The sequence below is a fragment of the Leptothoe sp. PORK10 BA2 genome (assembly GCF_034932105.1).
Taxonomy (GTDB): Bacteria; Cyanobacteriota; Cyanobacteriia; order Phormidesmidales; family Phormidesmidaceae; genus Leptothoe.
Window position 1 is genome coordinate 59,751 of sequence record NZ_JAYGIG010000004.1, and the last position, 23,234, is coordinate 82,984.

Here is a 23,234-nt window from a genome sequence, read left to right on the forward strand (position 1 = left end):
CAGGTGTCGAAGCATGGGAGTTTGAAGCTAGAACATGGGCGCTGGAATCTAGAGTTTAGTATTTCCCGTCCCATCCCATCGTGCTTTTACAAACACTCAAAACGCAACATAACGGTCAAAATCTAGCACCTCTACCAAGACGTTGTGCATGCACCTAACCCATTATGCTGAGCGCTAAAACTAGGGGGTTCAGCTGCCCTAGCTGCTAATACAATTTGACCCTGTTCATCTCTCTGTACATGGCTGGCCTCCTGCAGCTGTGGAGGATTAGAGATTGTTGTTGCCTCAGGATCAGGAAGATTATTCTCAGCTGCCATCGGATCAACATCATTTAAAAATCGCCAATCTTGCCAGCCTTCGGATGTTTGCAACCGCTGGGTGGGATTTGACGGTAACCCATTCTGGCCACCAACTACAAAGCGATTGTTATTATCTGCTGGACAGCCCACAACAATTTGACTGCTGGAATCATTCACCGTCGCCGGTAACTCCACCAAACCACTGCTCGCCTCTAGTCCAGAGGTATTTAACTCAACCACACCATTAAACTCAGACCCCAGGGCCGATGTCGCCGTAATGTCACTCTCGGCGGTGAGCAGTTCCCTAAAGTCAGTGCCGAGAATATTTTGAGCCGTAATCCTCACCTGTCCCCCCCTACCCTGCTGGGCATTGGCGGTAATATCGCTATTTTCCAGGGCAATGAGAAAAACGGTATCAATATCGATGTTGCCGCCGTCGGCATTACCGGCATCGGTGTTGATGTTGCTGCCTTGTCTGAGTAACAAAATAGGGGTTTGCAGTTCAATGTTGCCCCCTAGGCCAGACGCCGTGGCCGCATTGATGGAGCCTCCATTTTCCAAGCGAATGAGATTGGCCCTGGCATTTAATGAGCCCGCATCACCGGAGCCAAGACTATTGATGGAAATCGCACCTCCATCCCGAATAATCAGCTCATTTGCCCTGACCTGTAGCTCACCTGCTCGCCCATTGCCCACCACCCCTGGAAAATCACCCCGTCCAGACGACGACGTCAGGCTACTGGGCACTTCCACCGTCACATTCAGCGGTCTACTCAAACCCGTCCCGCTGATCTCTAAAACATCAGCCACATCAACCGTTAGCGTGCCGCCTGGCCCATCGCTAAACGTAGTTGTAGAAATGTTGGCCCCATCACGAATGACAAGATTGCCCGTGGTCAGGACCACATCTCCAGCCGGGGCACCACTAAAGCTGGATGTGCCCGGTCCACTGATAAATCGTCCATCGGAGGACAAACCAATAATGGTTGTAGTCCCTGTCACATTTAGGATCACATCCCCAGCAGGGCCACCTAATGGGACTAACCCTGTACCCAGAAATGCTCCGGTTTGGTTCCCGAGCTGAGCGCCCCCCGTGGTGGTTAAATCCTGGGTATTGATTTCGATATTGCCCCCTGGGCCAGTGCCAAAAATACTGTTGGCAAAAATGCCCGTGGGGACAATGGCCCCTGGGGGAGTATCCAATAATTCAACCGACTCAAGGGCGTTCACCAACAGATTGCCACCGTTGCCAGAACCGAAGGTGAATGTTTGTAACAGTCCGCCATCCCGTAAGGTCAGACGCTGGGTGTTAAGGCTTAAGTCTCCTGCATCTTGGGTGGTGCCCTGCAGGGTTCCAGTCAAGAAGATGGAGCTGACAATGTCCACCGACTCAGTGGCCGTGACAAAGGCATCGCCCCCTGCACCAGCTCCGCTCGTGGTGGTGGAGATTAATGCGCCATCCTGTAACCGGAGTCGAGCTGTATCGATCCGTAATTGACCGGCTGGTCCCGTTCCGTTGCTGCCTGCCAGTAGGCCACTTTCTGCGGCAGAGATGTCTAAAGTGCCTTGGATCGCATTAACAAATAAGACCTGTAAATTGTCATACCCTAAGCCACTGAGTTCAATTGAGTCGGTAGCTTGCAGGATTAGGTTTCCCCCCGGTCCATTGCCCCCGGTGGAGGCTGAAAGCAAACCGCGATCGCGAACCTGTAGCTGCCTGGTATCCACCACCAGGTCACCCCCCATGCCATCGCCAATGGTATCCGTACTCAACCGGCTAATAATCTGACCATTGGCGGAGGCTCCTTGGACGGTGACTGAGTCCGTAGTCGTTATGGTCAAATCTCCCCCTGGCAAGGCCCCCTGGGTGACGGCTAGGAGCTGAGACCCGCCTTCTACTAGAAGGGCTGCTCCATGTAAATCAATTTCTCCAGCACCAGGACCGCTGGTGTTTAGCAGCGCCCCTTGGCTCAGGTGAATCGTACCAAAGCTAGAATTGTCGGCGTACTCCAGGTCAAAGCCGGTGGGAATGGGGGTTAGGCTCACAGTCCCTTGGGCCACACTACCAACTTCTAGCCGTCCTAAGGGAGCTGATACCGTTCCCCCCGCCACAGTGACATCCCCACCCACTAGGGCCAGGGTATGGCCAGGGGTGACAAATAATCCCGGCAGCGTGGGAGGAAAAGTACCGGGACCATCCACCCGAATTTCTCCGGGTGTTGCCCCCAGGTTTAGCCCAACGGGGGTGCTCACGGTCAGTAACGGTGGAGCATTGGGGGTAGTGGCGCTAAATACGCTGCCATCGGCGAAGACAACATTGTCGGCACTGCTGGCGACAAAGGAACCCGGCACCTGAAGCACGGCGTTGGGACCAAAGATAATGCCGTTGGGGTTGAGCAAGAATAAGTTAACGTCGCCCTGGGCTGTAATGGCACCATCAATATCCGAGGTCAGTCCCCCGGTGACGCGGGTAATGATGTTGGTTAGGGACGGATCATTTTGAAAGAGGGCCGCTCCACCGGTGGGGATGGAAAACTCTTGAAAGCTATGGAACAGAGTCTGACCGTCGCTGGCCAGAGTGCCCCCAGCAATGGGGCAAATGGTGCAGCCCCCAGGCACGACTGATGGGGTGGGTAATGTAGTATCAGGACTGATCTGGGCCTGGGCGGCAGGAGGAGCCATGCCGTTCGTAAAGACGGCACCCACGAGCGTTGTTGCGATCGCCCAGCCGTAACGTGACAACTTGGACCAGTCTAGTTGGGACATCGTCGGGAGCCTCGTTCTCATGGCAGGTCGTATCTGAAGGATTTGGCCTGACGACATAGGATTTTTGCCTGGTTAATAGTCTTACAGGTTAGGTCCAAGTCTGTCAGGAGAATCCTTGAATTCCCGCATGGCGATCATTGATTTATGGCGATTATTGGTTTATGGCTATATGGAACGGCTGGCTTCCATCTGTTTATTTGTGGTTAGTCGTACGTAGTTAAGAGATATGACTTTTCCCCCATTGGCGGATGTTATATCCCGATTGTTAAGGGCATGGGTTGAATGAAACTGCTAAACATCGTTGCCCAAAACGATGGTTGGGATGGATGGCGATGGGACCAATGCTAGGATTTTTACCCGTCGTTAGGCGACGGCTTTGGCAGCGTAGCTTATATGTGATGCTAGCGGTGGTCATGGGGTTGCTGGTGGCCTGGGGCAGGCCCGTGACGGCTAACGATGTCAGCGGAACGATCCCCAGTGCCGAGTCCGCCCTAGGGCAGGGCAGGGCCTTGTTTGCCTCTGGGCAGCTAGTCGCTGCAGCTGATGTGTGGCAGCAGGCGGCCCAAGCCTATGGCACCCAGGGAAACCGATTGGACCAGGCTAGGGCGACCCACTACCTAGCCCTGGCCTATTTTAATTTGGGGCGATGGCAGCTAGCCCAGGCGACCAATACTGAGGCTCAGACCCAGTTAGCTGTTGCTGCTGCTGCATCTGAGGGCGGCCCTCAGCCTGAGGGCGGCCCTCAGGCTGATCCGGCTTTGCTGGGGGCGATTTTGAATTTGCAGGGACAGTTGCAATTGGTGTTAGGTCAGCCGGAGCAGGGGATCGAGACCTGGAAGCAGGCTGCAGCGACCTATGCTTTGGTGCAGGATGCCACGGGACAGCTGGGGGCTCAACTCAATCAAGCCAAAGCGTTACAGACCCTGGGCCATTATCAACAAGCTCAACTGCTGCTGGATCAGTCCCTGGAGCGATCGCAAAACCAAGCTGATCCAGAGGTGAAAGCAACCAGTCTCAGGCTGCTGGGGATGGCCGCCCAGGCCATGGGGGATTTGGAGCGATCGCAATCTCTCCTAACAGAAAGTCTAGGGATTACCCAAACCCTGGCCGCCGCCCAGCCCGTGTTTGCCGATCAGTCCAGCGCTATCCTGATCAGCCTGGGCAATACCCTGGCTATCCGTGGAGACACCGATGCTGCTCTATCCCGCTATCAACAGGCGGTTGAGCTGGCCCGGCAGCCCCACAGTCGGATTGAGGCCCAGCTGCATCAGCTACAGCTATGGGTGAAGACGGAGCAGTGGTCATCTGCCCAACCGCTGTTGGAGACGTTGCCTGCCCAGTTAAAGGCGTTGCCACCGGCACGGGATACGGTCTATGCCCAGGTCAACTTTGCGGCTAGTTGGAGCCGGGCGGCCCAATTCTCCCTAGACAAACGGATGCTGAACCAACGGACCGAGATCGCTCAGCTGCTGGCGGATGCAGTCAAAATGGCCCGTAGTTTGTCGGATAGACGGGCAGAAGCCTTTGCCCTGGGACAGCTGGGACATTTGTATGAGACAGCCCGCCAATGGTCAGATGCCCAAAACCTGACCCAGCAGGCCATGGGGCTGGCGGCAGAGCTGGATGCCCCGGATCTGAAGATGACCTGGCAGTGGCAACTGGGCCGGATTTTGCAACACCAGGGGGAAACGGAGGGTGCGATCGCAGCCTACGGCAAGGCGGTGGAATCCCTCCAAACCCTGCGGCAAGAATTGGTAGCCCTCAGCCCTGAGCTACAGTTTTCGTTTCTAGAAACCGTTGAACCGGTTTACCGGGAGCTGGTGTCCCTGCTCTTAGACAATCATCCCGATCAGCCCCAGCTGCAGCAGGCGAGGCAGTTAATTGAATCCCTACAGCTGGCGGAACTGGACAACTTTTTCCGCCATGCCTGTTTACAGGCCAAACCCCAGCAGATTGACACGGTTGATGCCACCGCCGCTGTGCTCTATCCGATTATTTTGCCCGATCGGCTAGCGGTGATTGTTTCCCGACCGAGACAGCCCCTGTTTTACTACGCCACCCAATTGCCCCAAACTGAGGTGGAAAGTACCCTGGCCCAATTGCAGCTCTATCTCAATCCCCACTTTTTTGAAGCGGATCGGCTACAGCTTTCCCAGCAGTTATATGACTGGTTGATTCGTCCGGCTGAGGATTTTCTGGGGGATACCCAAACCCTCGTTTTTGTATTGGATGGAACGCTGCGCAATTTGCCCATGGCGGCATTGCACGATGGCCAACAATATCTGATCGAACGCTATGGCGTTGCCCTGAGTCCAGGGTTACAGTTGCTAGAGCCCCAAGCCCTGAAGGTTGAACAGTTAGACGTGTTAACGGGGGGCATCAGCACCGCCCAGCAAGGCTTCTCTGCCTTGCCCGCCGTGGATACAGAAGTCAACCAAATTGCCGCCACATTGCCCACCACCCAACTGCTCAACCAGCGGTTTACCACCGAGCGCCTGAAGCATGCCCTCGGCGATGTCCCCTTTTCGGTGGTGCATTTGGCCACCCACGGTCAGTTTAGCTCCAAGGCAGAAGATACCTTTCTGGTCACCTGGGATGGCCGGATCAATGTGCAAGAGCTGGATGCATTGTTGCAGCCTAGACGGCGAAACCTGACCAAACCCTTGGAGCTGTTGGTACTCAGTGCTTGCCAAACCGCCACGGGGGACAAACGGGCCGCCCTGGGCTTGGCGGGCATTGCCTTGCGTTCTGGGGCTCGTAGTACTCTGGCCACCCTGTGGCAGGTGAATGATGAATCCACCGCCACCCTGATGGGGGAGTTTTACCAACAGCTAACCCATCATCCAGGCATGACTAAGGCGGCAGCCCTCAGGGCTGCCCAGCTAAAATTGTTACAGCAGCCTCAATACCAGCAGCCCTTTTACTGGGCACCGTTTGTATTGGTGGGAAATTGGTTGTAGTATGCGCTAGATTGCCTAGAATGGTCGTTTTGCCTCAGCAAGAACCACTAAGTTTCAACTTGGTGGGGGTTAACTACCGTAAAATTACAGGGGCATAGAGGTAATGACACTCAGGTTTATGAAGCGATGCTGGACCTGGGGGGGCAAAACAAAAAAGTTAAATAAGGGTGCCTGCTGAATTTAGCTCAGATCCACTTTAAGGAGCGATAACTAACTAGGCCCTGGATTCTCAACTCGCTCACCTAATGCCCCTTTAAAATCTCCTTTCAAAAATCTCTTTAGCTTTCCCATGCCATGAAATCTCCACTTTACTTGTGTTTAACCCTGTTAGGTGCACTATTCTTTGGGAGCTTATCCAGTTCAGCGGTTCAAGCGGATGATTCTGCTCCTGTGCTCAGCTCGATGCATGTTGTGGCGTCACCATCCCGTGGGTCTGTGCTGTTTGAGCCCCCCACGGATGATAGGGTGGATAATTCTCGAGGTGGGGCGTCTCGGCCCACGGCGGTGAAATGTATCCAAGATGATGCTTATGGGATTCCCCTAACGGCGTTGATTCCCCAGTCTGGGGTCGGTCTTACCGTTGCCCCGCATCCTACACTGCTGGTGTATGTGCCGCCCACCCAAGCCACCCAGGCCCATTTAACATTGAGGGATGAGGACCAGCGTGGGCTGTACCAAAGCCAGATAGCCATTCCCAGGACGGGGGGTGTTTTACGGATTGAATTGCCCGCCGATAGTCCTGAACTGGCCATGGGGCAAACCTATGATTGGTCCCTCGCTCTGCTTTGCCAGCCGGCTCAAACCGATATACCCATTGTCCAGGGGCAAATTCGGCGGGTGGCACCGGCGGATGGCGAGTTGAGCGCTCAGTCCTCTTTGTTGTCTAAGGCTATCTTCTACGGCCATGCGGGGGTGTGGCACGATATGTTGGTTAACCTGGCCATCTTGCGACAGTCTGAGCCAGGGAATAGTACTTTCCAGGCTAATTGGGCTGGGGTACTTCAAGCTGAAAATCTGGGTGCGATCGCAAACACTCCCTTGCTGAACTGAACTATGGCAAAATGACCACGGCTGCGCCAATCGTCAAATTTGGCGGCAGCTGTTGCGGTGGCTGATGGGTCCATGCCGACTAGGGCATCGGCGGATTTGAGCACTCATGCTAGGACTGGGAAAGGGACTCCAGCAGTGGCGGCGGGTGTATCCAGAGGCCATTGTCGGTCTTGGACCAATCGACGATAGTTGCGATCGCCTTTGGCTATAACGCTAATGGAGTTGTTCAGAGGATCGCTTAGATTTTTATTTAAAGCATTGAAATGTCTGGGTTCACCCCAGTCTGGTTCGGCCTGAATCGGAAATAAACATGGGTCATGGTTTAACGTGAATAACAACTTTGACTGTGTTGAACAATCTAAGGATGGCATCCCCATGACTAAATCCCAACACGGCTCATGGCCTGCATTGTCGGCAATGATGTGAATGGTTCCTTAAAGCAAAATTTTCTGGAAATAGGAATTTTGTGGTATCGAGTTAGTATTCTATCTCTATTTTAAAGCATTATCTGTTGGGCTCGTTGCAGTACCTCTGATTCATCTAGCGGACTCGATGGATGATGAGATAGGCAGAGTGAAGTTGCAACTTTAATCGGTGGATGTAAAGATTCTGAAGCAACATAAAATTGTCCCCGCTTAAGTTTGGCAATATCATCTCCATGACCACCCCGCTGACGTATTTGGTCTTGAACTACGCTAATAGCCGCAGGGGAATTCGCCCTTCCATAAAATTGATTAGAACAGTTTGCAATAATATTGTGGTCGATACTTTTTGGTGCTTGGGTTGCGAAAATAATACCAAGTCCGTATTTTCGTGCCTGAGCTGCAAGCCGATTGAGGCTAGATTTGCAGGGTGTAGATTGCTGAGATGGCAGAAAATCTTTGGCTTCATCAATAACTAGCAAACCCCTCAACGGTTTATCCAATGGAGCTGGATTTTTTTTGATCCAGGTAAATAATGTCATTGCCAATTGATTGAGAAACTGCTGCTGCTGAGCTAGTCCTGGCAAACCAATAAAGTTAATAATGGATAGACGCGTTTTGGATGGATTTTCTAAACCTAGTAAAATAGCTGGATCAAGTGAGGAACCACTTTGGCGCAGAAGTGGATTGTTAGCAATTTCCGCATTTAATAAATCGGCCATTTCCTGTGCTCGTTTATGAGCATTGCTAATACCACCATGGGCTTCCTCTGGTAGCTCTTTTAGAAACTCAGCAAAGTATTCTAAATCTCCTCCACCTGTGCGAGCAAAGTGCTCTAAAGCATTCCTCAAGACTCCACGCTTGATCTGGGCTGTGTTACCTTTCCCTGAAGCCACAACAGCTTGTAAACTATCGCGAGCCATATCAATTGCTTGACTCAATTCATCAGCATCACTGACCAGTGCTGAAAAATTGGGCAACGGATCTAGGGAAAGTGGTCTACCGGCCTTACGCCCTGGCGTCCAGATGATCACCTCAGTATTATGGTGATAGCGCTCAGCTTGATCGCGATCATGATCATTCCAGCTATCTGGAATGATCGGCCATGTGTCTCCCATTCTTGCTAAATCATTAGCTCCATCAATTACAATGGCAGGAATACCTTGAATAGCAGCTTCTTCGACCAGGCGTCGAACGAGTACTGTTTTTCCAGCTCCACTTCCTGCCAAAATCACTGTATGTTTGGTTAATTCTTCTAACGGAATTGAAATTGTATTACTGATTTGCTGCCCGATAATTCGCTTACCCACAGGTAAGCCATCGGGTTGATTTTCGGGAGCGGACGAGCTAGAGCTTGAATTATCTGCCCGAGCCTTACTTGATGTTTCGGTCGAAGTAGTACTAGATGAATAAGATTCGGTATTCTTTGAAGCAGAACCTTTAGCGCTATTGGCAGGTTGCGAATGACCTTGACTGTTGTTAGTAGGACTTTCATTACCAAATAACCAGGCTACGGTATCTTGCAAACAAGGAAGTTTGGAAACCGGCTGTTGCTGCTGCAGCCAACTATCAAAGTTAGGTAAGTTTTGTGCTTTTAATTGATGCAAAGCGCCTATAGTTCGAAGTTCTTCCTCGGTGGGGTAGATAAATAGTCCTCCTGCCTGAGAAAATTTCTGTGTTATCTGTTGGGTTGCTGCACCACCTGGAATATCGTTGTTTTGGGTTCTAAAGATTACCAATCGTCGAAAACTCAATGCGCGATCAATACCGGCAGTGGTGATGGCAGCTTTTAATCTAGCCTTATAGGCAGAATGATGTGTGCGTTGGAGCGCTCTAAGGCATAAATGTTTCTCGCGATCTCCTTCGGCGCTATAGATCAACCGAACTCGAGCATGCATTTGCGGATAGTTTTTGCCACCAGGAAAATTAATATCTAGAGCGGTGTCTACATCATCAGAAAGAGTACTTTCCTTTTGAAGACAATATCCAACTGTTTGTAACCATTGCCCTAAGACAATATCTTCATTGCTTTCATCTATAACACCATGAAGAGAGAACTGAACTTGTATTTTCTGAAAGGAGTCTTCAATCCTAGAGAAATCTGAGTGGTGAGAAATTTCTGGTCTTCCTTCATCAAATAAACGAAGCTCTTTAACTGCCTTTGCTTCCAAACAATCCTGGCGATGTTTGTCACAGGTTTTTAAAATCTGTCTGGGCAGTTTCCCTTTTTTAGCAGCATCTGCAAAAAAATCAGAATGGAATGGCCATGTTGGGTAAGGTATCTTTAGATTCTTGGGGTAAGCAGCTGTTATTCGAGACTGTACTAATTGAGATGCTAAAGTTTGTTGATTAATTTCTGATAAAACGATTGAGCTTTGGAATCGATCTCTAACTGATTTGATTACATTCTCTTTCAGTATTATCCAAGTTGAACCTAGGCAAGAAACTACCGTTAATGTGCGTGATGTTTTGTCTCGTAGCGCCATTAATCCGCCACCGATTCCGTCAATAATTAATTGGGAGGTGCGCTGTTCTGCTGATAGCTCATCGTTTGTTGATAAGGATTTAACATAGTGATGTTGAGAAACTATAGAATCAATCTGATCAAAGGCCAGAACCCAAGAAGACTGTAACCCTAAAACCCAGGAGAGTCCTTCTATAGTATCACTGAGCTTTTTGCAAGAAGTTGTTTTAAAGCGAAACTCTTTCTTGGCAGAATCTTCGATTTCTAACCCACATAGCCAAGAATAGCCGATATCAGAAAAAATAAAGTTATCAGAATTAAGCAATACTAAGGCTCTAATAATATCCTGATATTGATTGGCTGCCTGGCGATTACGTTGATTAATAGCATTCAGAATCAACATAATCCCCTTATTTAGGGGAACCGCTGTTAAAGTTGCCAATGTTTCAACTGAAACATTGGCATGGCCAGCTAAATTAAGCAAATATTGTATGACCTGCTTTAATTGAAATTGAGATGTTCCATCTTCACTTTCTTCACGTAGGGAACTGATATAGCCTTGTACTGTTGTTTCCCAAAAATCATGGACATCGGTCATATCTACTAAGATAAAGCCAATGCCCTGTGACGCTAGTTTCTGACGCAGAACACCTAGAAAATGGGTTTTTCCTGCACCGGGAGCTCCCTCCACAATTTGTCCTAAAGGTGGCTTAGAGTCTTGGGATTTAGAAAGTTGAGTTGCCGCAGCAAGGATTTTTTCGCGTTCTTTCTGATGTAAATCTTCAATATGAAATGTGGGTGCATCCCATATATTTCGAACATGGGTGGTCCAACTAAAGTCAACAGCTTGTAATGCTTTTAGAGCCTGGGCATTGTCGATCATAGTGATTAATTATTTAATGTAAATAAAATAGCGTTTGTCTCCGCCCCCTAAATCAATGGCTGCTTGCTCATCTTCAGGCCCAATTTCTTGGGGATCTTCCATGGGGCTAAGAGAAACCTCTCCAGCTTGCTGCATAGAACGCAGAGTATCGTTAATCTTCTGAGGTGATATATCCTCTAAATATTGATGAATTTTGGAAAGCCGCGCTCTAGAATCAAAACTGCTTTCAGTAATACTAGCGTGTGCGTTACGAATTTTTTCTTCCAGAGATTTAGTCTTGGGTACTGCTAAGAATTCTGATAAAGAAATATCTCGTTCTTTTAGGTGATAGCCCAACTTATTTAATAATTGACCTAGCACAAGTGTCGAATACTTGGACAAAGATAGCTTTACAGTAAAATTATCTATTGCCCAGTCCCACGCTTTATCGTTAAGAACAATATGCTTCCGTTTCGTTGTTTTCTTTCCAGGTTGTATTCGCTCACGCTCCTCTAACCTGATAAGCCCTGCCACTTCTAAGGGCCTACGTTGAGATGCAGAAAGAATGTTATAGTCCATAATGGCTGGCTCTTCACCACTAATTATAAGGTCCCATAGTGCAAGTGCCTGTTTTGGGGTTAACTGTTCACTCATTAAAGTACCTCACTCAAAGATTGTAGTTGCTGACGTCGAAATCGGACGACGTCACGAATTTTTTCAATAGCTACCTCAGCATCTGACATAACTTCATCGTGAGGTAGCCTTAGAACAATATAGTCGCTTATGAGGAGTTCATAGTCACGGTTGCGATCTTGAATAAATCCAAATCGATTCCCATGATGTCGGTAGCCATCAATTTCCACCACGACACGTCCTTCTTTCCAAAGTAAATCAACCACGTATTGACTAAGATTTACCGATTGTAATCTTTGGTTAAACTGAAACAGTTGTGCTAATTCATTATCTTGCTCCAATAAGATAGCTAGTTTTTTCTCACCAGGGCTGAAAGGGTGAGGCCTCCCATGAATGGGGAAAATTTTGTATTTAGCTTCTTGAGTAGGTTTAGTTTGCTGGAATGTTGGCTCAGTAGTATAAAGTGTAACTGCGCCATAAAGCACTGACTCTAGCTCTTTGGATACCGCTAAACTCTCTGGGATCAGTAATATTATGCGTGAACTCGTATGATCAGCTATCCAAGTGATTGCTTTTGCTAACCCAAGCAAGCAGTGGCTTGATGGCTGAGAATCTGCGATCGCTAGAATAATCCCATCTAATTCAAGTGCAAAAGCGAGTTGAGTCAACTGTAGGTGATGGGGAAAGTCCTTTAGAAAAGGGACCTTCTGGTTTTGGCATGCTTGTACTGCCGTCTTGAGCCAAGGTAAAGATATACTTTCACGGGTTGCTTGCAAGACGGAACATGAATATTGATTGCTTAAGGCATCCGTCGCTAATGCCCCAGATTCTACAAATAATTTATCTTGTTGATACCAAGCAGGCCATAACTCAAAAGAAACTTGGGCTAGAGTTTCTACGACATCAGCAATAACCTGTCTTTGATTAGGTAACAGATCCCAGCTGTGTGTTACAACTCGTTGCCACTCCAGATCATTTACAGCAGCAAGCATGTAAGCAAGATCACTTGTGGCATCCTTGCATATAACGGGTTGAACCTGACCTGGAGAAGGCAGTTTCAGGGCATCAATTAATGACTTTTGATGAAGCATTAGACCTGAACACTACATTACACACTGAAGTCTATACGGTGTTTGATACAACGTTTCAGAAAATTTTGATGCCGTATTTTCACTGTAAAACTTAAATCCCGTCCGCTAAAGTTTACAATCAACCCAAAAGCCGCAAAAGCAACCTATCTCATTTTTATAAGTCCTACAAAACAATCGCCATCCCATCCGCCCGTGGCTCCGACCCCGCCACCAGCACCCCATTCCCCAACCGCAAAATCATCTGCCCCTTGCCAAACGACTCCGGCTCCGCCAGTACCTGCACATCATGGCCAAGGTCCCTCAGCCCTAACGCCACATGGCGAGGCACCGTCTGCTCCAAAAACACCTGATTCCCCCGCTCAAACCGCCATCGCGGCGCATCCAACGCCGCCTGAGGATTCAACCCATGATCCACCAAATTCGAAACCACCTGTAAATGGCCCTGGGGTTGCATCGACGCCCCCATTACCCCAAACGGTCCTAACGCCTGTCCATCCCGGCTCAGAAAGCCAGGAATAATCGTATGAAATGGCCGTTTGCCAGGTGCGATCGCATTCGGATGCCCCCCATCCAACACAAACCCAGCCCCCCGATTTTGCAACGCAATCCCCGTCCCCGGAATTGCAATCCCACTGCCAAACCCCATAAAATTTGACTGAATAAACGACACCATCAGTTCATCGTCCGCCGCCGCCAAATACACCGTACCCCCTTTCGGCAAGCCCGGTTCCGCCAAAGGCATGGCGCGATCATCGCAAATCAGCCCTCGCCGCTGGGCCGCATAGGCCTTATCCAACAACGCCGCCGTCGTCACATCCATGGTGCGCGGGTCCGCCACATACCGATGGGCATCCGCAAACGCCAGCTTCATCGCCTCAATCTGTTGGTGATAGTTAGCCACCGATTCCCGTGGTGCCGCCGTCAGGTCAAACCCTTCCACAATATTCAGGGCCATTAATGCAGTAATCCCCTGACCATTGGGGGGCAATTCCGACACCGTCAACCCCCGATAGGTAGTGGAGATTGGGTTGACCCACTCCGCCTGGTGATCGCGTAAATCCTCCAGGGAAAACATTCCCCCAGTTGCTGCTGAAAACGCCACCAATTGGGCCGCCAATTTACCCCGATAAAAACTCTCCCCTTCGGTTGCCGCTAATTCTCGCAGGGTTGCTGCCTGGTCTGGACAGCGCCAAATTTCACCGGGGCGGGGTGTCTGGTCATGCGGAAAAAAACACTCTCGGAACGGTTGATGGGCTGCACCGGTTAAAGAGAGATAGTCGACCGCCCGCTGCCGCCAACTGCGGGCCGTCACGGGCGATACCGGAAAACCATTTTCTGCATGGCGAATGGCCGGTTCAAATAGGCGTTCAAACGGTAGTTTGCCCCAGCGTCGCCAAAGGGCCTGCCAGCCTGAAACAGCCCCCGGTACCGTGGTGGACAACCAACCGCGCATGGGGAGATGCTCCATGGTGGCCCACATGTCTGGGGAAAGGGCCTGGGGACTTTTGCCCGATGCATTCAGACCGTGGAGTTGGCCGTCCCACACTAGGGCAAAGGCATCGGAACCCAGACCGTTGGAGGTGGGCTCAACGATGGTGAGATCGATGGCCATTGCGATCGCAGCATCCACCGCATTCCCCCCCGCCAACAAAATTTCCGCCCCTGCCGCCGCCGCCAATGGTTGAGACGTCGCCACCGCCCCCCGTGAGCCTAACATGACAGGACGGGAGGAGGTATAGGGATAAGCGGTCAAATCAAATGGCTGCATGGCTGGTGGAGACGTCTTTGCTAGCATAGTACCTGACAGGTCGGGATTATGGTCAATGAAACAACGACTCACCATCCTGAAATTCCCTATACAGAGCTTTTAGCGATCTCCAACCACTACCCTGCGGCAACGCTGAAGCGTTTAGTGGATTGTCTTGAGATGCTGGTAAAAACTCTCATGAAAGAGAGACCGGGCATTAGATGTTCATTGTTAATAGACAACAGGATGTTCGTTTAGTACCAACAACAACTATTGACACACCTGTTCTACTATCTAGCCAGAGAAAATAACAGCCAGGAAAGACTAGAAGATCACATAAAAGTTATAACAACTGATTCATTTGCCTAAATTGTGGCTGAATGAACCAGATTTTAAGTGATTTTACGGATATTATCAGGCCAAAATATACCAAAAAAATGAATTTTACCAACTGTTGTATTTATCGGAGTAAATGCGACACTAAACAGGTATTGACTAAGGGGACGTACGGACATGTCTAATTATTATCTTGGAATTAATCTCAGCCATGAACGATCAGCTGCCATTGTTAAGGACGGTGAGATAGTCGTAGCGATTGAGCAAGAACGTCTAGATCGCCAAAAATATAGTCTTGGTTTTATGTTGCAAGCCCCGGGAGTGACCTCCCGGATTCAACCCCCAAATGAAGCCATTCGTTACTGTTTAGACAGTTGTGGCATCACTCTCCAGGATATATCATCTGTCACTGCCAATATGCCAGGGTATGATTTTGCCCCCGACATTATGCGCAATATCTTACCCATGGAAATTGCCGACAAGGTCATCTCCATACCCAGTCACCATCTAGCCCATGCTTACTCAGCCTATTGGCCGTCTGGCTTTGACCAGGCTCTGGTCTTAGTGGTGGATGCCACTGGCACCATCAGCCAGGAGCACCGGACTGAGTCTTATACCCTGTATGAAGGCCATGGCCATAACCTAACCACCCTCCATGGTGAAACCGTCGCAGCTCATCTATCAGGGCTATCCACCCTGGGCTTTCTCTATGAATATGTCACCCGCAAAGCTGGATTTGTTACCAAACTGGGCAATACCAATGTCAGCCATGCAGAGGCTGGCAAGCTGATGGGACTCGCTCCCTTTGGAGGAGAACAGGTTAACTTTCATCCTTGGATTAAACCGGTAGAAAACAGCTATAGTCTAGCCATTTCTCCCTATGACATTTTCCTGGAAATTGCAGCCCTTGAGAAAACCTATGACACGGGAGAAGGTAAGCCCTACCTACGTCCTTACCTAGTAGATTTAGCCTATAAAATTCAAGACGAGTTGGAAAAAGCGCTCAAGCATATCGTCCGCGTTGCTATGGAACAAACCGGACTCAAGAAACTATGCATTGCTGGCGGAGTAGGTCTTAATTCGGTTGCTAACTACAAACTCTTTCATGACCTTGGTTTAGACGATATATTTATTTTTCCAGCAGCCAGTGACAGTGGCATCGCCGCAGGTGCAGCCCTATGGGCCTATGCTAACCAAGGGGGAGACAAACGGCCAGAGTTAACCCAAGCGACCCTAGGTCATGCCTACGGTTCATTCCATTTAGAGCAAGCAATACAACAGTTTGACGGTCTGGTAGAGGTAGAAGCACTGACCCCAGCAGAGATGTTAGAGCGCAGTGCCCAAGCCCTAGCTAACGGTCACATTGTGGCCCGGTTTGAAGGGGGTGCAGAATATGGCCCCCGGGCATTGGGGCATCGCTCCATTATGGCGGATCCCACGTTTCAGCGGATGCGGGACATCATCAATGCTCGGGTCAAATTCCGCGAAGCTTTTCGCCCATTTGCGCCGGTGATTCCCCTAGAGAATGTGGGCGAAGTCTTTGATCTAGACGCTAAATCGCCTTTTATGCTCATGGTTTCCCCCATTAAGCCAGAGATGCGCCAACAGATTCCAGCGGTCACCCATGTGGATGGAACCGGACGCATCCAGACCGTGACGGCCCAGGATAATCCTTACTTTTATCAGCTCTGCCGTCGTTTAGTGGATCTACGCCAGGGGCCGCCTGTATTACTGAATACTAGTTTCAATGTGGGTGGGCAGCCCATTGTTGAAACTCCAGCAGAAGCCATTCAAACCTTCTTAAATACGGATATTGATTATTTAGCCCTTGAAAATACTTGGATTTCCAAACGACATGTGCAGGTTCAAAACTATGAAGAACACCTGTCTAAAGTAGGAGATACGGCCATTCCCCAGGGGCTCCCGCCTGGTCAACCCGCCGTTACCCCTCTGATGGCAATCTTGGATCGGGCCCTATTCTTTGGGGAAAGAGAGCACTGTCCTTGGAGCGAAATAGAACTACAACAGCTATCGACCCTGGGGGCCCGATACAAAGAAACCAGTGTTCTCTTTCCCGATTGGCCACTGCTCGGATCGCCTAATACAAAAATATCAGAGGATGTGGTTTGGATATTAGATCCCCTCAATCGGTCTATACTGACCAACCTATCGGAAGAAAATAACACCGCTCAGGAGCGATTAAATCTCTCGCCCAGACGCCGTCTAACCCTGGAGACAGGCTCAAAAATGAGCAGTGATGATTTTAGCTGCGCTGTTAAATTGGCCACCAAAGCCAGCGGAAAATTGCCCCAGCCGTTTCTTGGTCAAGCTAAAGCAACAAGTTATACCTTTGATGAAGTAAAACTCCTGATGGCTATCTTGTCGAACCCACCCGGTTGGCAAGAGAAACTACGTCTAGAATTTTGTCTCACCCATGCTGAATTATCTCAAAAAATACAATGGGCACAGAAACAGCTAACTCAATATGACATTGAGCCTTCCCTCGCCTTTAGCCCTGAGGACGCCGTCGATTCTCCCTGGCCTGTGGAGAGTCTTCAAACCCTAGCTCCCTTTGATGATCAAGAGTTTACATTGCGCCATCAGCTGGAAAGTCTGCGGCGCTGTCTACAACTGGCGGGCTATGATCTCCAAACGATTTGTCAACGATTAGAGATAGAGTCGTTACAGGCAATTGAGCCCACCCGCTTGCACTATTATGACCGCCATCGCTTAGGACAGAGCGATCTCGACGATCTGATTCGGTTATTTCTCCTGCGGGTGGCCCTACCCCCAGAGCGACTGCAGGCATTATTTGGTCCGCAGTTAATGCAGTTGTTAATTCAGTTGGGACTGCTGATTCCTCGTGGAGAGCAATGGTCTGCACGGATTGATCTATTTTGTGTTGATGGACTCTATGTTGCCACCGATCATCGCTATCTACTGCTGGAAGAGGATAGCATGGATGAAAGTCCCGTCATGTACATTGGTGCGGACAGTCAAGGGCTGGTTTATACGGCCCCCCGGTATTCTGTTGAAAGGGTACTGGATCTGTGCTGTGGTAGCGGTGTGCAAGGATTAGTGGCCAGTCGCTATGCGCAACAGGTCACCTCGGTGGACCTTAACCCCCGCGCGATTCGTTTTTCTCGCTTTAATGCGCAGCTCAACGACATTCGTAACATTCAGTTTTTTCCGGGTAGTTTGTATGAACCGGTGAGGGGACAATTATTTGATACTATTTTGGCCAATCCTCCCTTTGTTCCCAGTCCCAAACGTGATTTAGGCTTCCGTGATGGGGGGGCGACGGGGGAAGATATTCTTGCCGCGATTATTCGTGACAGTGCCCAATATTTGAAACCCCAGGGGCATGTATTCATTGTGACTGACCTGGTGGATATTACAACCTATGAAGCTAAACTTTCCCAGTGGTGGTACGGCGGCAACAGCCATCAGTTAGTTTTGTGTACGGCAGATCGGGACGATGTGTTATTTTCGGTGCCCCATAGCCATGCCCCCTTTGGCCAAAGCCTGGCGGATTACAATGCTGAATTAGAACGGTGGCTAACCAATTTCCACCAGGCCGGTCTAGGGGCCGTCAACTTTGGCTATATTCTCATTCGGCAACAGCCTGATGAACAGCCAAGTTCATATTTCTGTAGAACGATCCATAATCCAACCCAGGCTATCCATGGATTAGTGCAGGGCTATTTTGAACAGCGGGATCTTTTACAATCACCTAGCCGAGACAATTGTTTCCTTTCCCTTTTGCCGAGCCTATGTTTTCGCATTGAGTCAGGAGTCAGTGGCATTAGGCGAAAACATGAACTTTTTGTGCCCAACGATCCGTATTTTACGACCTATCAAATTAGTGAAGATCTGTATGAAATTCTCCAAACTATTCAGCGGCTAACTCCGCAATGGCACCGATTTATGACCCCTGCCAACCGAGCGCAGCTGGTGGATTTGATTTGTAAAGGGTTGTTGCAGTTGAGTATTCAACGTCCTCAATCCCCTGATTCTCAACGACTAGAAAAACTATTGCCTCAGTCATCTGATGCTGAAGGTATTGTGGAATTGAGAACTAAAACCACACCTACCTGTTTGTCGGCCTACTTAAAATAGTTAGTATACGTTCTCCCTTGAGAAATGTTGGGAGGGTGGGTTGATCGCTGACGCTAGCGATCAACCCACCTCGCTCAAAGGGCTTTCTGACCCATGGATATGTTATTTGAGAAAGGAGGTGAATTTAGTTCAGTTTTTTGTTACGGCTGATGGTTAACCTTAAGTTTTAGCTGTTGTTGCTGATGATTTTTGTTGTTAGAGGGTGGGTGTTGTACGTCCGTGGACTGGAGGCTGGCATAGTTGGCTGGGGTGGCTGGGAGCCATAGGTGGCTGGGAGCCATAGGTGGCTGACGAGCCATAGGTATCACAAAACAACTGCCAAATAGCAGCGGCGGACATCTCTTCACCTAGACTATCCATTACCTGTTGCACTACCTGGCTAAATTCCACCTGCAGTCGTTTGGGTAACACTACGTTGTAGTCTCGCTCTAGTAAGAAAGCGATCCCCCCCTTGCCTGACTGGCTATTGACCCGCACAATTGCTTCATAGGAACGGCCCACATCAGCTGGATCCATGGGTAAATAGGGAATCTCCCATGGGGCGTCTGGCCGATTTTCTATCTGACGCTGGGCAAATCCTTTTTTGATCGCATCTTGGTGGGAGCCGGAGAAGGCGGTGAATACTAACTCTCCCACGTAGGGATGGCGGGGGTGGATGGGGAGTTGGGTGCAGTGTTTGACCACTTCGGCCACCTGATCTATGTGGGAGAAGTCTAGTCCGGGATGGATCCCTTGGGTGTAGAGGTTCATGGCTAGGGTGACGAGATCCACATTGCCGGTGCGTTCTCCATTGCCAAATAAACAACCTTCCACCCGGTCGGCTCCGGCCATTTGCCCCAGTTCGGCGGCGGCGATACTACAGCCCCGATCGTTGTGGGGGTGGACACTTAGGGCCACGGCCTGGCGATAGTCCAGATGGCGATGCATCCATTCCACCTGGTCGGCAAATACATTGGGGGTGGAGACTTCGACACTGGCGGGCAGGTTAATGATGGCCTTGGCCTCGGGGGTGGGTTGCCAGATGGCTAAGACCGCATTGCAAATGTCTCGGGCAAAGGGTAGCTCCGTGGAGGTGAATACTTCTGGGGAGTATTGAAACCGCCAGCATGTTTCGGGTCGTTCCTGGGCTAGCTGCCGGATTAGGGTGGCAGCGGTCACGGCGAGTTCAATGGTCTCGGCCTGGGTATTGCCAAACACCACTCGCCGAAAGACGGGGGCAGTGGCGTTATACACATGGACGATGGCTTGCTTTGCCCCTTGCAAGGACTCGAATGTTTGTCGGATGAGGGATTCCCTGGCCTGGGTGAGGACCTGGATGGTGACATCGTCAGGAATGCGATTCTCTTCGATGAGGCGACGGACAAACGCAAATTCGATGGTGGAGGCGGAGGGAAAACCCACTTCGATTTCTTTGAAGCCAATTTGCACTAAGAGTTCAAACAATCGTAGCTTTTGGTCAATGGACATGGGCTGGGCCAGGGCCTGGTTGCCGTCGCGTAAATCGGTACTGAGCCAGATGGGGGGCTGGGTGAGGGTGCGGTTGGGCCAGGTGCGATCGCACCCCTGAACCGGCTGAACCGGACGGTATTTCTGAGCGGGATTTTGCAACATGATGATTTCCGTATGATTTCCGTAAAATATGTCGTATTGGGATCAAGGCGGGGTGAGTTTTCCCGGCTTGGCAGAGGAGAGTTATCAGCTAGTTTCCAATGTCTTCAAAAGAAGTCTGGCAGAGAGGAATCTGTTGTGACAGAAAAGAACTTGCCTGGCGAAAAATTCCCTCTTGGGCGGGGTGCCCGGAGGGTAGGGTGGGTTAGCCGTTGGAGCGATTAGCCAATAAACTACAGACGGCTCCTAGGAGACGCACTCAGCCCCTTCTAGGAGACCCACCCCGGAGCCCCTCCTGGGAGGGGATAGGTTGCCGGTGGGTGGCCTAGTTTTTTTTTGGCCAAAGCTTGCTTGGATCGATTAATTTTGGGGTGATGTCAAGTTAGTATGCGCCAAGCGCAGCAGCAGTCCTAGCCCAAAAAGGCCAGTAAGACTGTGAAGCGATAGCTGCTGGGCTGCATTCATGACAACAAATAACTAAAAAAAAACTGGTGAAAACTCAATGGAGAAATTCTAGCCTACCATTTTTTGGACTGTCAACATTCTCGGTCTAGTCCATGGGCCTAACGTCAGGATAGAAGATTTCACACCGTACCAGGCAGACTGCTATTGTGACAGGGTTACAAAACTTTACGCCACTCGTTATCTATGGCTGCCAAGTCACGCCTGCCCCTACAGTTTTGGATTGTCACCCTGGTGGCGTTCATCAATGCCGTCAGCTTCACCATCATCATTCCAACGCTCTATCCCTATGCCAAGGAGTTTGGCCTGAGTGACCTGGCGGCCAGCTTGCTGACGACGTCGTTTTCCCTATCTCAGTTTTTTAGCACACCGATTCTGGGGCGACTGTCGGATCGCATTGGCCGTAAGCCTCTGCTGGTGATCAGCTTATTGGGGAGCGTTGTTGCTAACTTACTAGCTGCTGTCAGTCCTTTTGCCTGGTGGCTGTATCTAGCCCGCATGTTAGATGGTCTCACCGGGGGCAATAACTCGGTGGCCCAGGCGGTGGTGAGCGACATTACTACGCCGGAACAGCGCACCCAGGCGTTTGGTATTTTTGGTGGCATGTTCCGCTTGGGGTTTGTAGTCGGCCCGCCGTTGGCCTATGTGGCCCAGACCCTGCCCCCTTTTCCTGGCATCACACCCCTGGGGATGAGTTTTATGGTGTCGGCGGGCATGGCGCTAATTGCGGCCATTCTATGCTTTTTTGTATTGCCTGAAACCAGACCACCGGCGGCCCGAGTGGATGGGGCGGCAGCGGGTCCCCTGGTTTCCCTCTCCGACTTTGGCTTAAAGCGACTGTTTACCTCCTTTAAGCAGCCAGTGGTGGGGCGCATTTTTCTGATGACCTTTCTGAATGGGGCCACGTTTACGATATTTGCCTTTGCTTTTCAGCCCTTCTTTCTGACGGTATTGGGGCAAGATACCAAGAACTTGGCCTTTGCCTTTGTGTTCTTTGGTATTTTGGCGTTTCTTGCCCAGGTATTCCTGTTAGAGCCGTTGCGCCAGCGGATGAATTTGGTCACCTTGCTGGTGGCGTCCCTGGTGCTGCGGGGGGGGATATTAATTTTGTATCCCACCTTCCCTAATATTCAGGCATTTTGGATATTGCTATTCTTCTTTGGTTTGGTAAATGCCTTTCCCATGCCGCTGATCGATTCACTTTTGTCCTTGCGTACGCCTAAGGATGAACAAGGGGAGGTTCTGGGGACCAATGCTTCCAGTTTGAGCATTGCCAATGCGGTGGGTCCGGCCATATCTGGGGTGTTGGTGACCTTTGGCTATGGCATGCCGTTTTTTGTGGCGGGGGGGCTAACCCTGGCGATCGCCATCTTCGCCCTCTCCCTGGATACCCAAAGCAGTGATACCAAAACAGTCTAAAACAGTTCTTATGTCGACAACAGCGCCTCTTTTTGCAACACCATGAGTTGTTTAATGCCTCCTTCGGCGTAGTCCAGCATTTGGTTCAGCTGCGTACGGCTGAAGCTATTGGCCTCGGCGGTGCCCTGTACTTCGATATAGCCTAAATCGCTATTCATCACCACATTAAAGTCAATGTCGGCGGCCACATCCTCGGGATAGTTCAAGTCGAGGAAGGCATCGCCCTCTAAAAGGCCGACGGATATGGCTGCAATCTGGTGTTTGAGGGGAGAACGTTGGATCGTGCCCTGCTGGAGGAGGGATGCGATCGCATCTTCCAAGGCCACATAGGCCCCAGTAATCGCGGTGGTGCGAGTGCCCCCATCCGCTTGGATCACATCCGCATCCACCGTCAGGGTAACTTCCCCTAGGGCCTCCAGGTCGATGGCCGCCCGCAAACTGCGACCGATCAGCCGCTGAATTTCTTGGGTACGGCCCGATAGCTTCATCAGCTCCCGCGATGTGCGGGTGTGGGTGGCGCTGGGCAGCATGCGATATTCCGCCGTCAGCCAGCCCTGCCCCGATCCCTTTAGCCAGCGAGGGACATCCTCAGAGGCCGACACCGTACAGAGCACCTGGGTGTTGCCACAGTGGGTGAGGACGGACCCCGCTGCATAGCGAGTAAAGCGACGCTCAAACTTAACCGAACGGATTTCATCAGGGTGCCGACCATCGGGACGTTGCCAAGCCATAGTCAATACTCTATAGAGAAAATTAGACATTTCTAAGAACATACACAGCATGCCAGCCCATGGGGCGTTACCACTTGTTTTTTTTAGGGTTTGCCCAGGAACTGCCTGACTTTTTTTGCTAAATATTCCTAATAAAGAATAATTGTGTTTGGCTTCACCTAGTTACATGCTGGGAAGGACTCTAATCTGATCAAATAAGAATTTCTCTAAAAGAAGGTGCTTAGAGTCGAAAAATGGGGTTAGGAGCCCGTTAACTACCGAATTC

11 protein-coding genes and 1 pseudogene are annotated in these 23,234 nt (G+C 50.3%); 4 read left to right on the forward strand and 8 right to left on the reverse strand.

The genetic code is table 11. The features are described 5' to 3' along the window. Window positions 1-131 precede the first annotated feature (131 nt). Complete coding sequence (locus tag VB741_RS02245; protein WP_323363512.1) at window positions 132-3,065, reverse strand: S-layer family protein; 2,934 nt, start codon at window positions 3,063-3,065, stop codon at window positions 132-134. A gap of 332 nt (window positions 3,066-3,397) precedes the next feature. Here VB741_RS02245 and VB741_RS02250 point away from each other — a divergent pair, with 332 nt between their 5' ends. Together VB741_RS02250 and VB741_RS02255 are read left to right on the forward strand one after the other, a co-directional pair. After that, window positions 3,398-6,025, forward strand: coding sequence for a CHAT domain-containing protein (locus tag VB741_RS02250; protein WP_323363513.1), 2,628 nt, complete (start codon window positions 3,398-3,400; stop codon window positions 6,023-6,025). Window positions 6,026-6,319: 294 nt separating this feature from the next. Further along, the gene (locus tag VB741_RS02255) at window positions 6,320-7,075 is read left to right on the forward strand and encodes a DUF928 domain-containing protein (protein WP_323363514.1); all 756 of its coding nucleotides are present in this window, start codon (window positions 6,320-6,322) and stop codon (window positions 7,073-7,075) included. Window positions 7,076-7,179: 104 nt separating this feature from the next. Here VB741_RS02255 and VB741_RS26230 read toward each other — a convergent pair whose 3' ends face one another. The 5 genes from VB741_RS26230 to VB741_RS02275 form a co-directional block, all read right to left on the reverse strand. Beyond that, window positions 7,180-7,452 (reverse strand): ARMT1-like domain-containing protein, encoded by a 273-nt coding sequence (locus VB741_RS26230; RefSeq protein WP_442786268.1) that lies wholly within the window; start codon window positions 7,450-7,452, stop codon window positions 7,180-7,182. A 119-nt stretch (window positions 7,453-7,571) separates the two neighbouring features. After that, window positions 7,572-10,844, reverse strand: a complete 3,273-nt coding sequence (locus VB741_RS02260) for an ATP-binding protein (protein ID WP_323363515.1) — start codon at window positions 10,842-10,844, stop codon at window positions 7,572-7,574. 9 nt (window positions 10,845-10,853) lie between these two features. Then, window positions 10,854-11,477, reverse strand: a complete 624-nt coding sequence (locus VB741_RS02265; protein ID WP_323363516.1) for a hypothetical protein — start codon at window positions 11,475-11,477, stop codon at window positions 10,854-10,856. Next, a complete protein-coding gene (locus tag VB741_RS02270; RefSeq protein ID WP_323363517.1) occupies window positions 11,477-12,547 on the reverse strand; it encodes an endonuclease domain-containing protein in 1,071 nt (356 codons plus the stop codon). The genes VB741_RS02265 and VB741_RS02270 overlap by 1 nt, the downstream gene beginning before the upstream one ends. Before the next feature lie 163 nt (window positions 12,548-12,710). Beyond that, complete coding sequence (locus VB741_RS02275; RefSeq protein ID WP_323363518.1) at window positions 12,711-14,315, reverse strand: gamma-glutamyltransferase family protein; 1,605 nt, start codon at window positions 14,313-14,315, stop codon at window positions 12,711-12,713. Window positions 14,316-14,807: 492 nt separating this feature from the next. Between VB741_RS02275 and VB741_RS02280 the strand changes: the two genes are divergently transcribed. Beyond that, a complete protein-coding gene (locus VB741_RS02280; protein WP_323363519.1) occupies window positions 14,808-18,749 on the forward strand; it encodes a carbamoyltransferase C-terminal domain-containing protein in 3,942 nt (1,313 codons plus the stop codon). Window positions 18,750-19,046: 297 nt separating this feature from the next. Here the strand turns inward: VB741_RS02280 and VB741_RS02285 are convergent. Continuing rightward, a pseudogene (locus VB741_RS02285) lies at window positions 19,047-20,360 on the reverse strand (2-isopropylmalate synthase); the annotation flags it as partial. 645 nt (window positions 20,361-21,005) lie between these two features. Here VB741_RS02285 and VB741_RS02290 point away from each other — a divergent pair. Further along, window positions 21,006-22,238: an MFS transporter gene (locus tag VB741_RS02290; protein ID WP_323363521.1), complete on the forward strand. Its 1,233-nt coding sequence runs from the start codon at window positions 21,006-21,008 to the stop codon at window positions 22,236-22,238. A gap of 8 nt (window positions 22,239-22,246) precedes the next feature. Here VB741_RS02290 and rph read toward each other — a convergent pair whose 3' ends face one another. Then, window positions 22,247-22,969: a ribonuclease PH gene (gene rph / locus VB741_RS02295; protein ID WP_323363522.1), complete on the reverse strand. Its 723-nt coding sequence runs from the start codon at window positions 22,967-22,969 to the stop codon at window positions 22,247-22,249. Between the last annotated feature and the right edge of the window lie 265 nt (window positions 22,970-23,234).

What these genes read in the sequence shown, in the direction of transcription:
- VB741_RS02245 (WP_323363512.1), bottom strand. Translation starts at nt 3,065, where the DNA reads ATGTCCCAACTAGACTGGTCCAAGTTGTCACGTTACGGCTGGGCGATC.
- VB741_RS02250 (WP_323363513.1), top strand. Translation starts at nt 3,398, where the DNA reads ATGGGACCAATGCTAGGATTTTTACCCGTCGTTAGGCGACGGCTTTGG.
- VB741_RS02255 (WP_323363514.1), top strand. Translation starts at nt 6,320, where the DNA reads ATGAAATCTCCACTTTACTTGTGTTTAACCCTGTTAGGTGCACTATTC.
- VB741_RS26230 (WP_442786268.1), bottom strand. Translation starts at nt 7,452, where the DNA reads ATGGGGATGCCATCCTTAGATTGTTCAACACAGTCAAAGTTGTTATTC.
- VB741_RS02260 (WP_323363515.1), bottom strand. Translation starts at nt 10,844, where the DNA reads ATGATCGACAATGCCCAGGCTCTAAAAGCATTACAAGCTGTTGACTTT.
- VB741_RS02265 (WP_323363516.1), bottom strand. Translation starts at nt 11,477, where the DNA reads ATGAGTGAACAGTTAACCCCAAAACAGGCACTTGCACTATGGGACCTT.
- VB741_RS02270 (WP_323363517.1), bottom strand. Translation starts at nt 12,547, where the DNA reads ATGCTTCATCAAAAGTCATTAATTGATGCCCTGAAACTGCCTTCTCCA.
- VB741_RS02275 (WP_323363518.1), bottom strand. Translation starts at nt 14,315, where the DNA reads ATGCAGCCATTTGATTTGACCGCTTATCCCTATACCTCCTCCCGTCCT.
- VB741_RS02280 (WP_323363519.1), top strand. Translation starts at nt 14,808, where the DNA reads ATGTCTAATTATTATCTTGGAATTAATCTCAGCCATGAACGATCAGCT.
- VB741_RS02290 (WP_323363521.1), top strand. Translation starts at nt 21,006, where the DNA reads ATGGCTGCCAAGTCACGCCTGCCCCTACAGTTTTGGATTGTCACCCTG.
- rph (WP_323363522.1), bottom strand. Translation starts at nt 22,969, where the DNA reads ATGGCTTGGCAACGTCCCGATGGTCGGCACCCTGATGAAATCCGTTCG.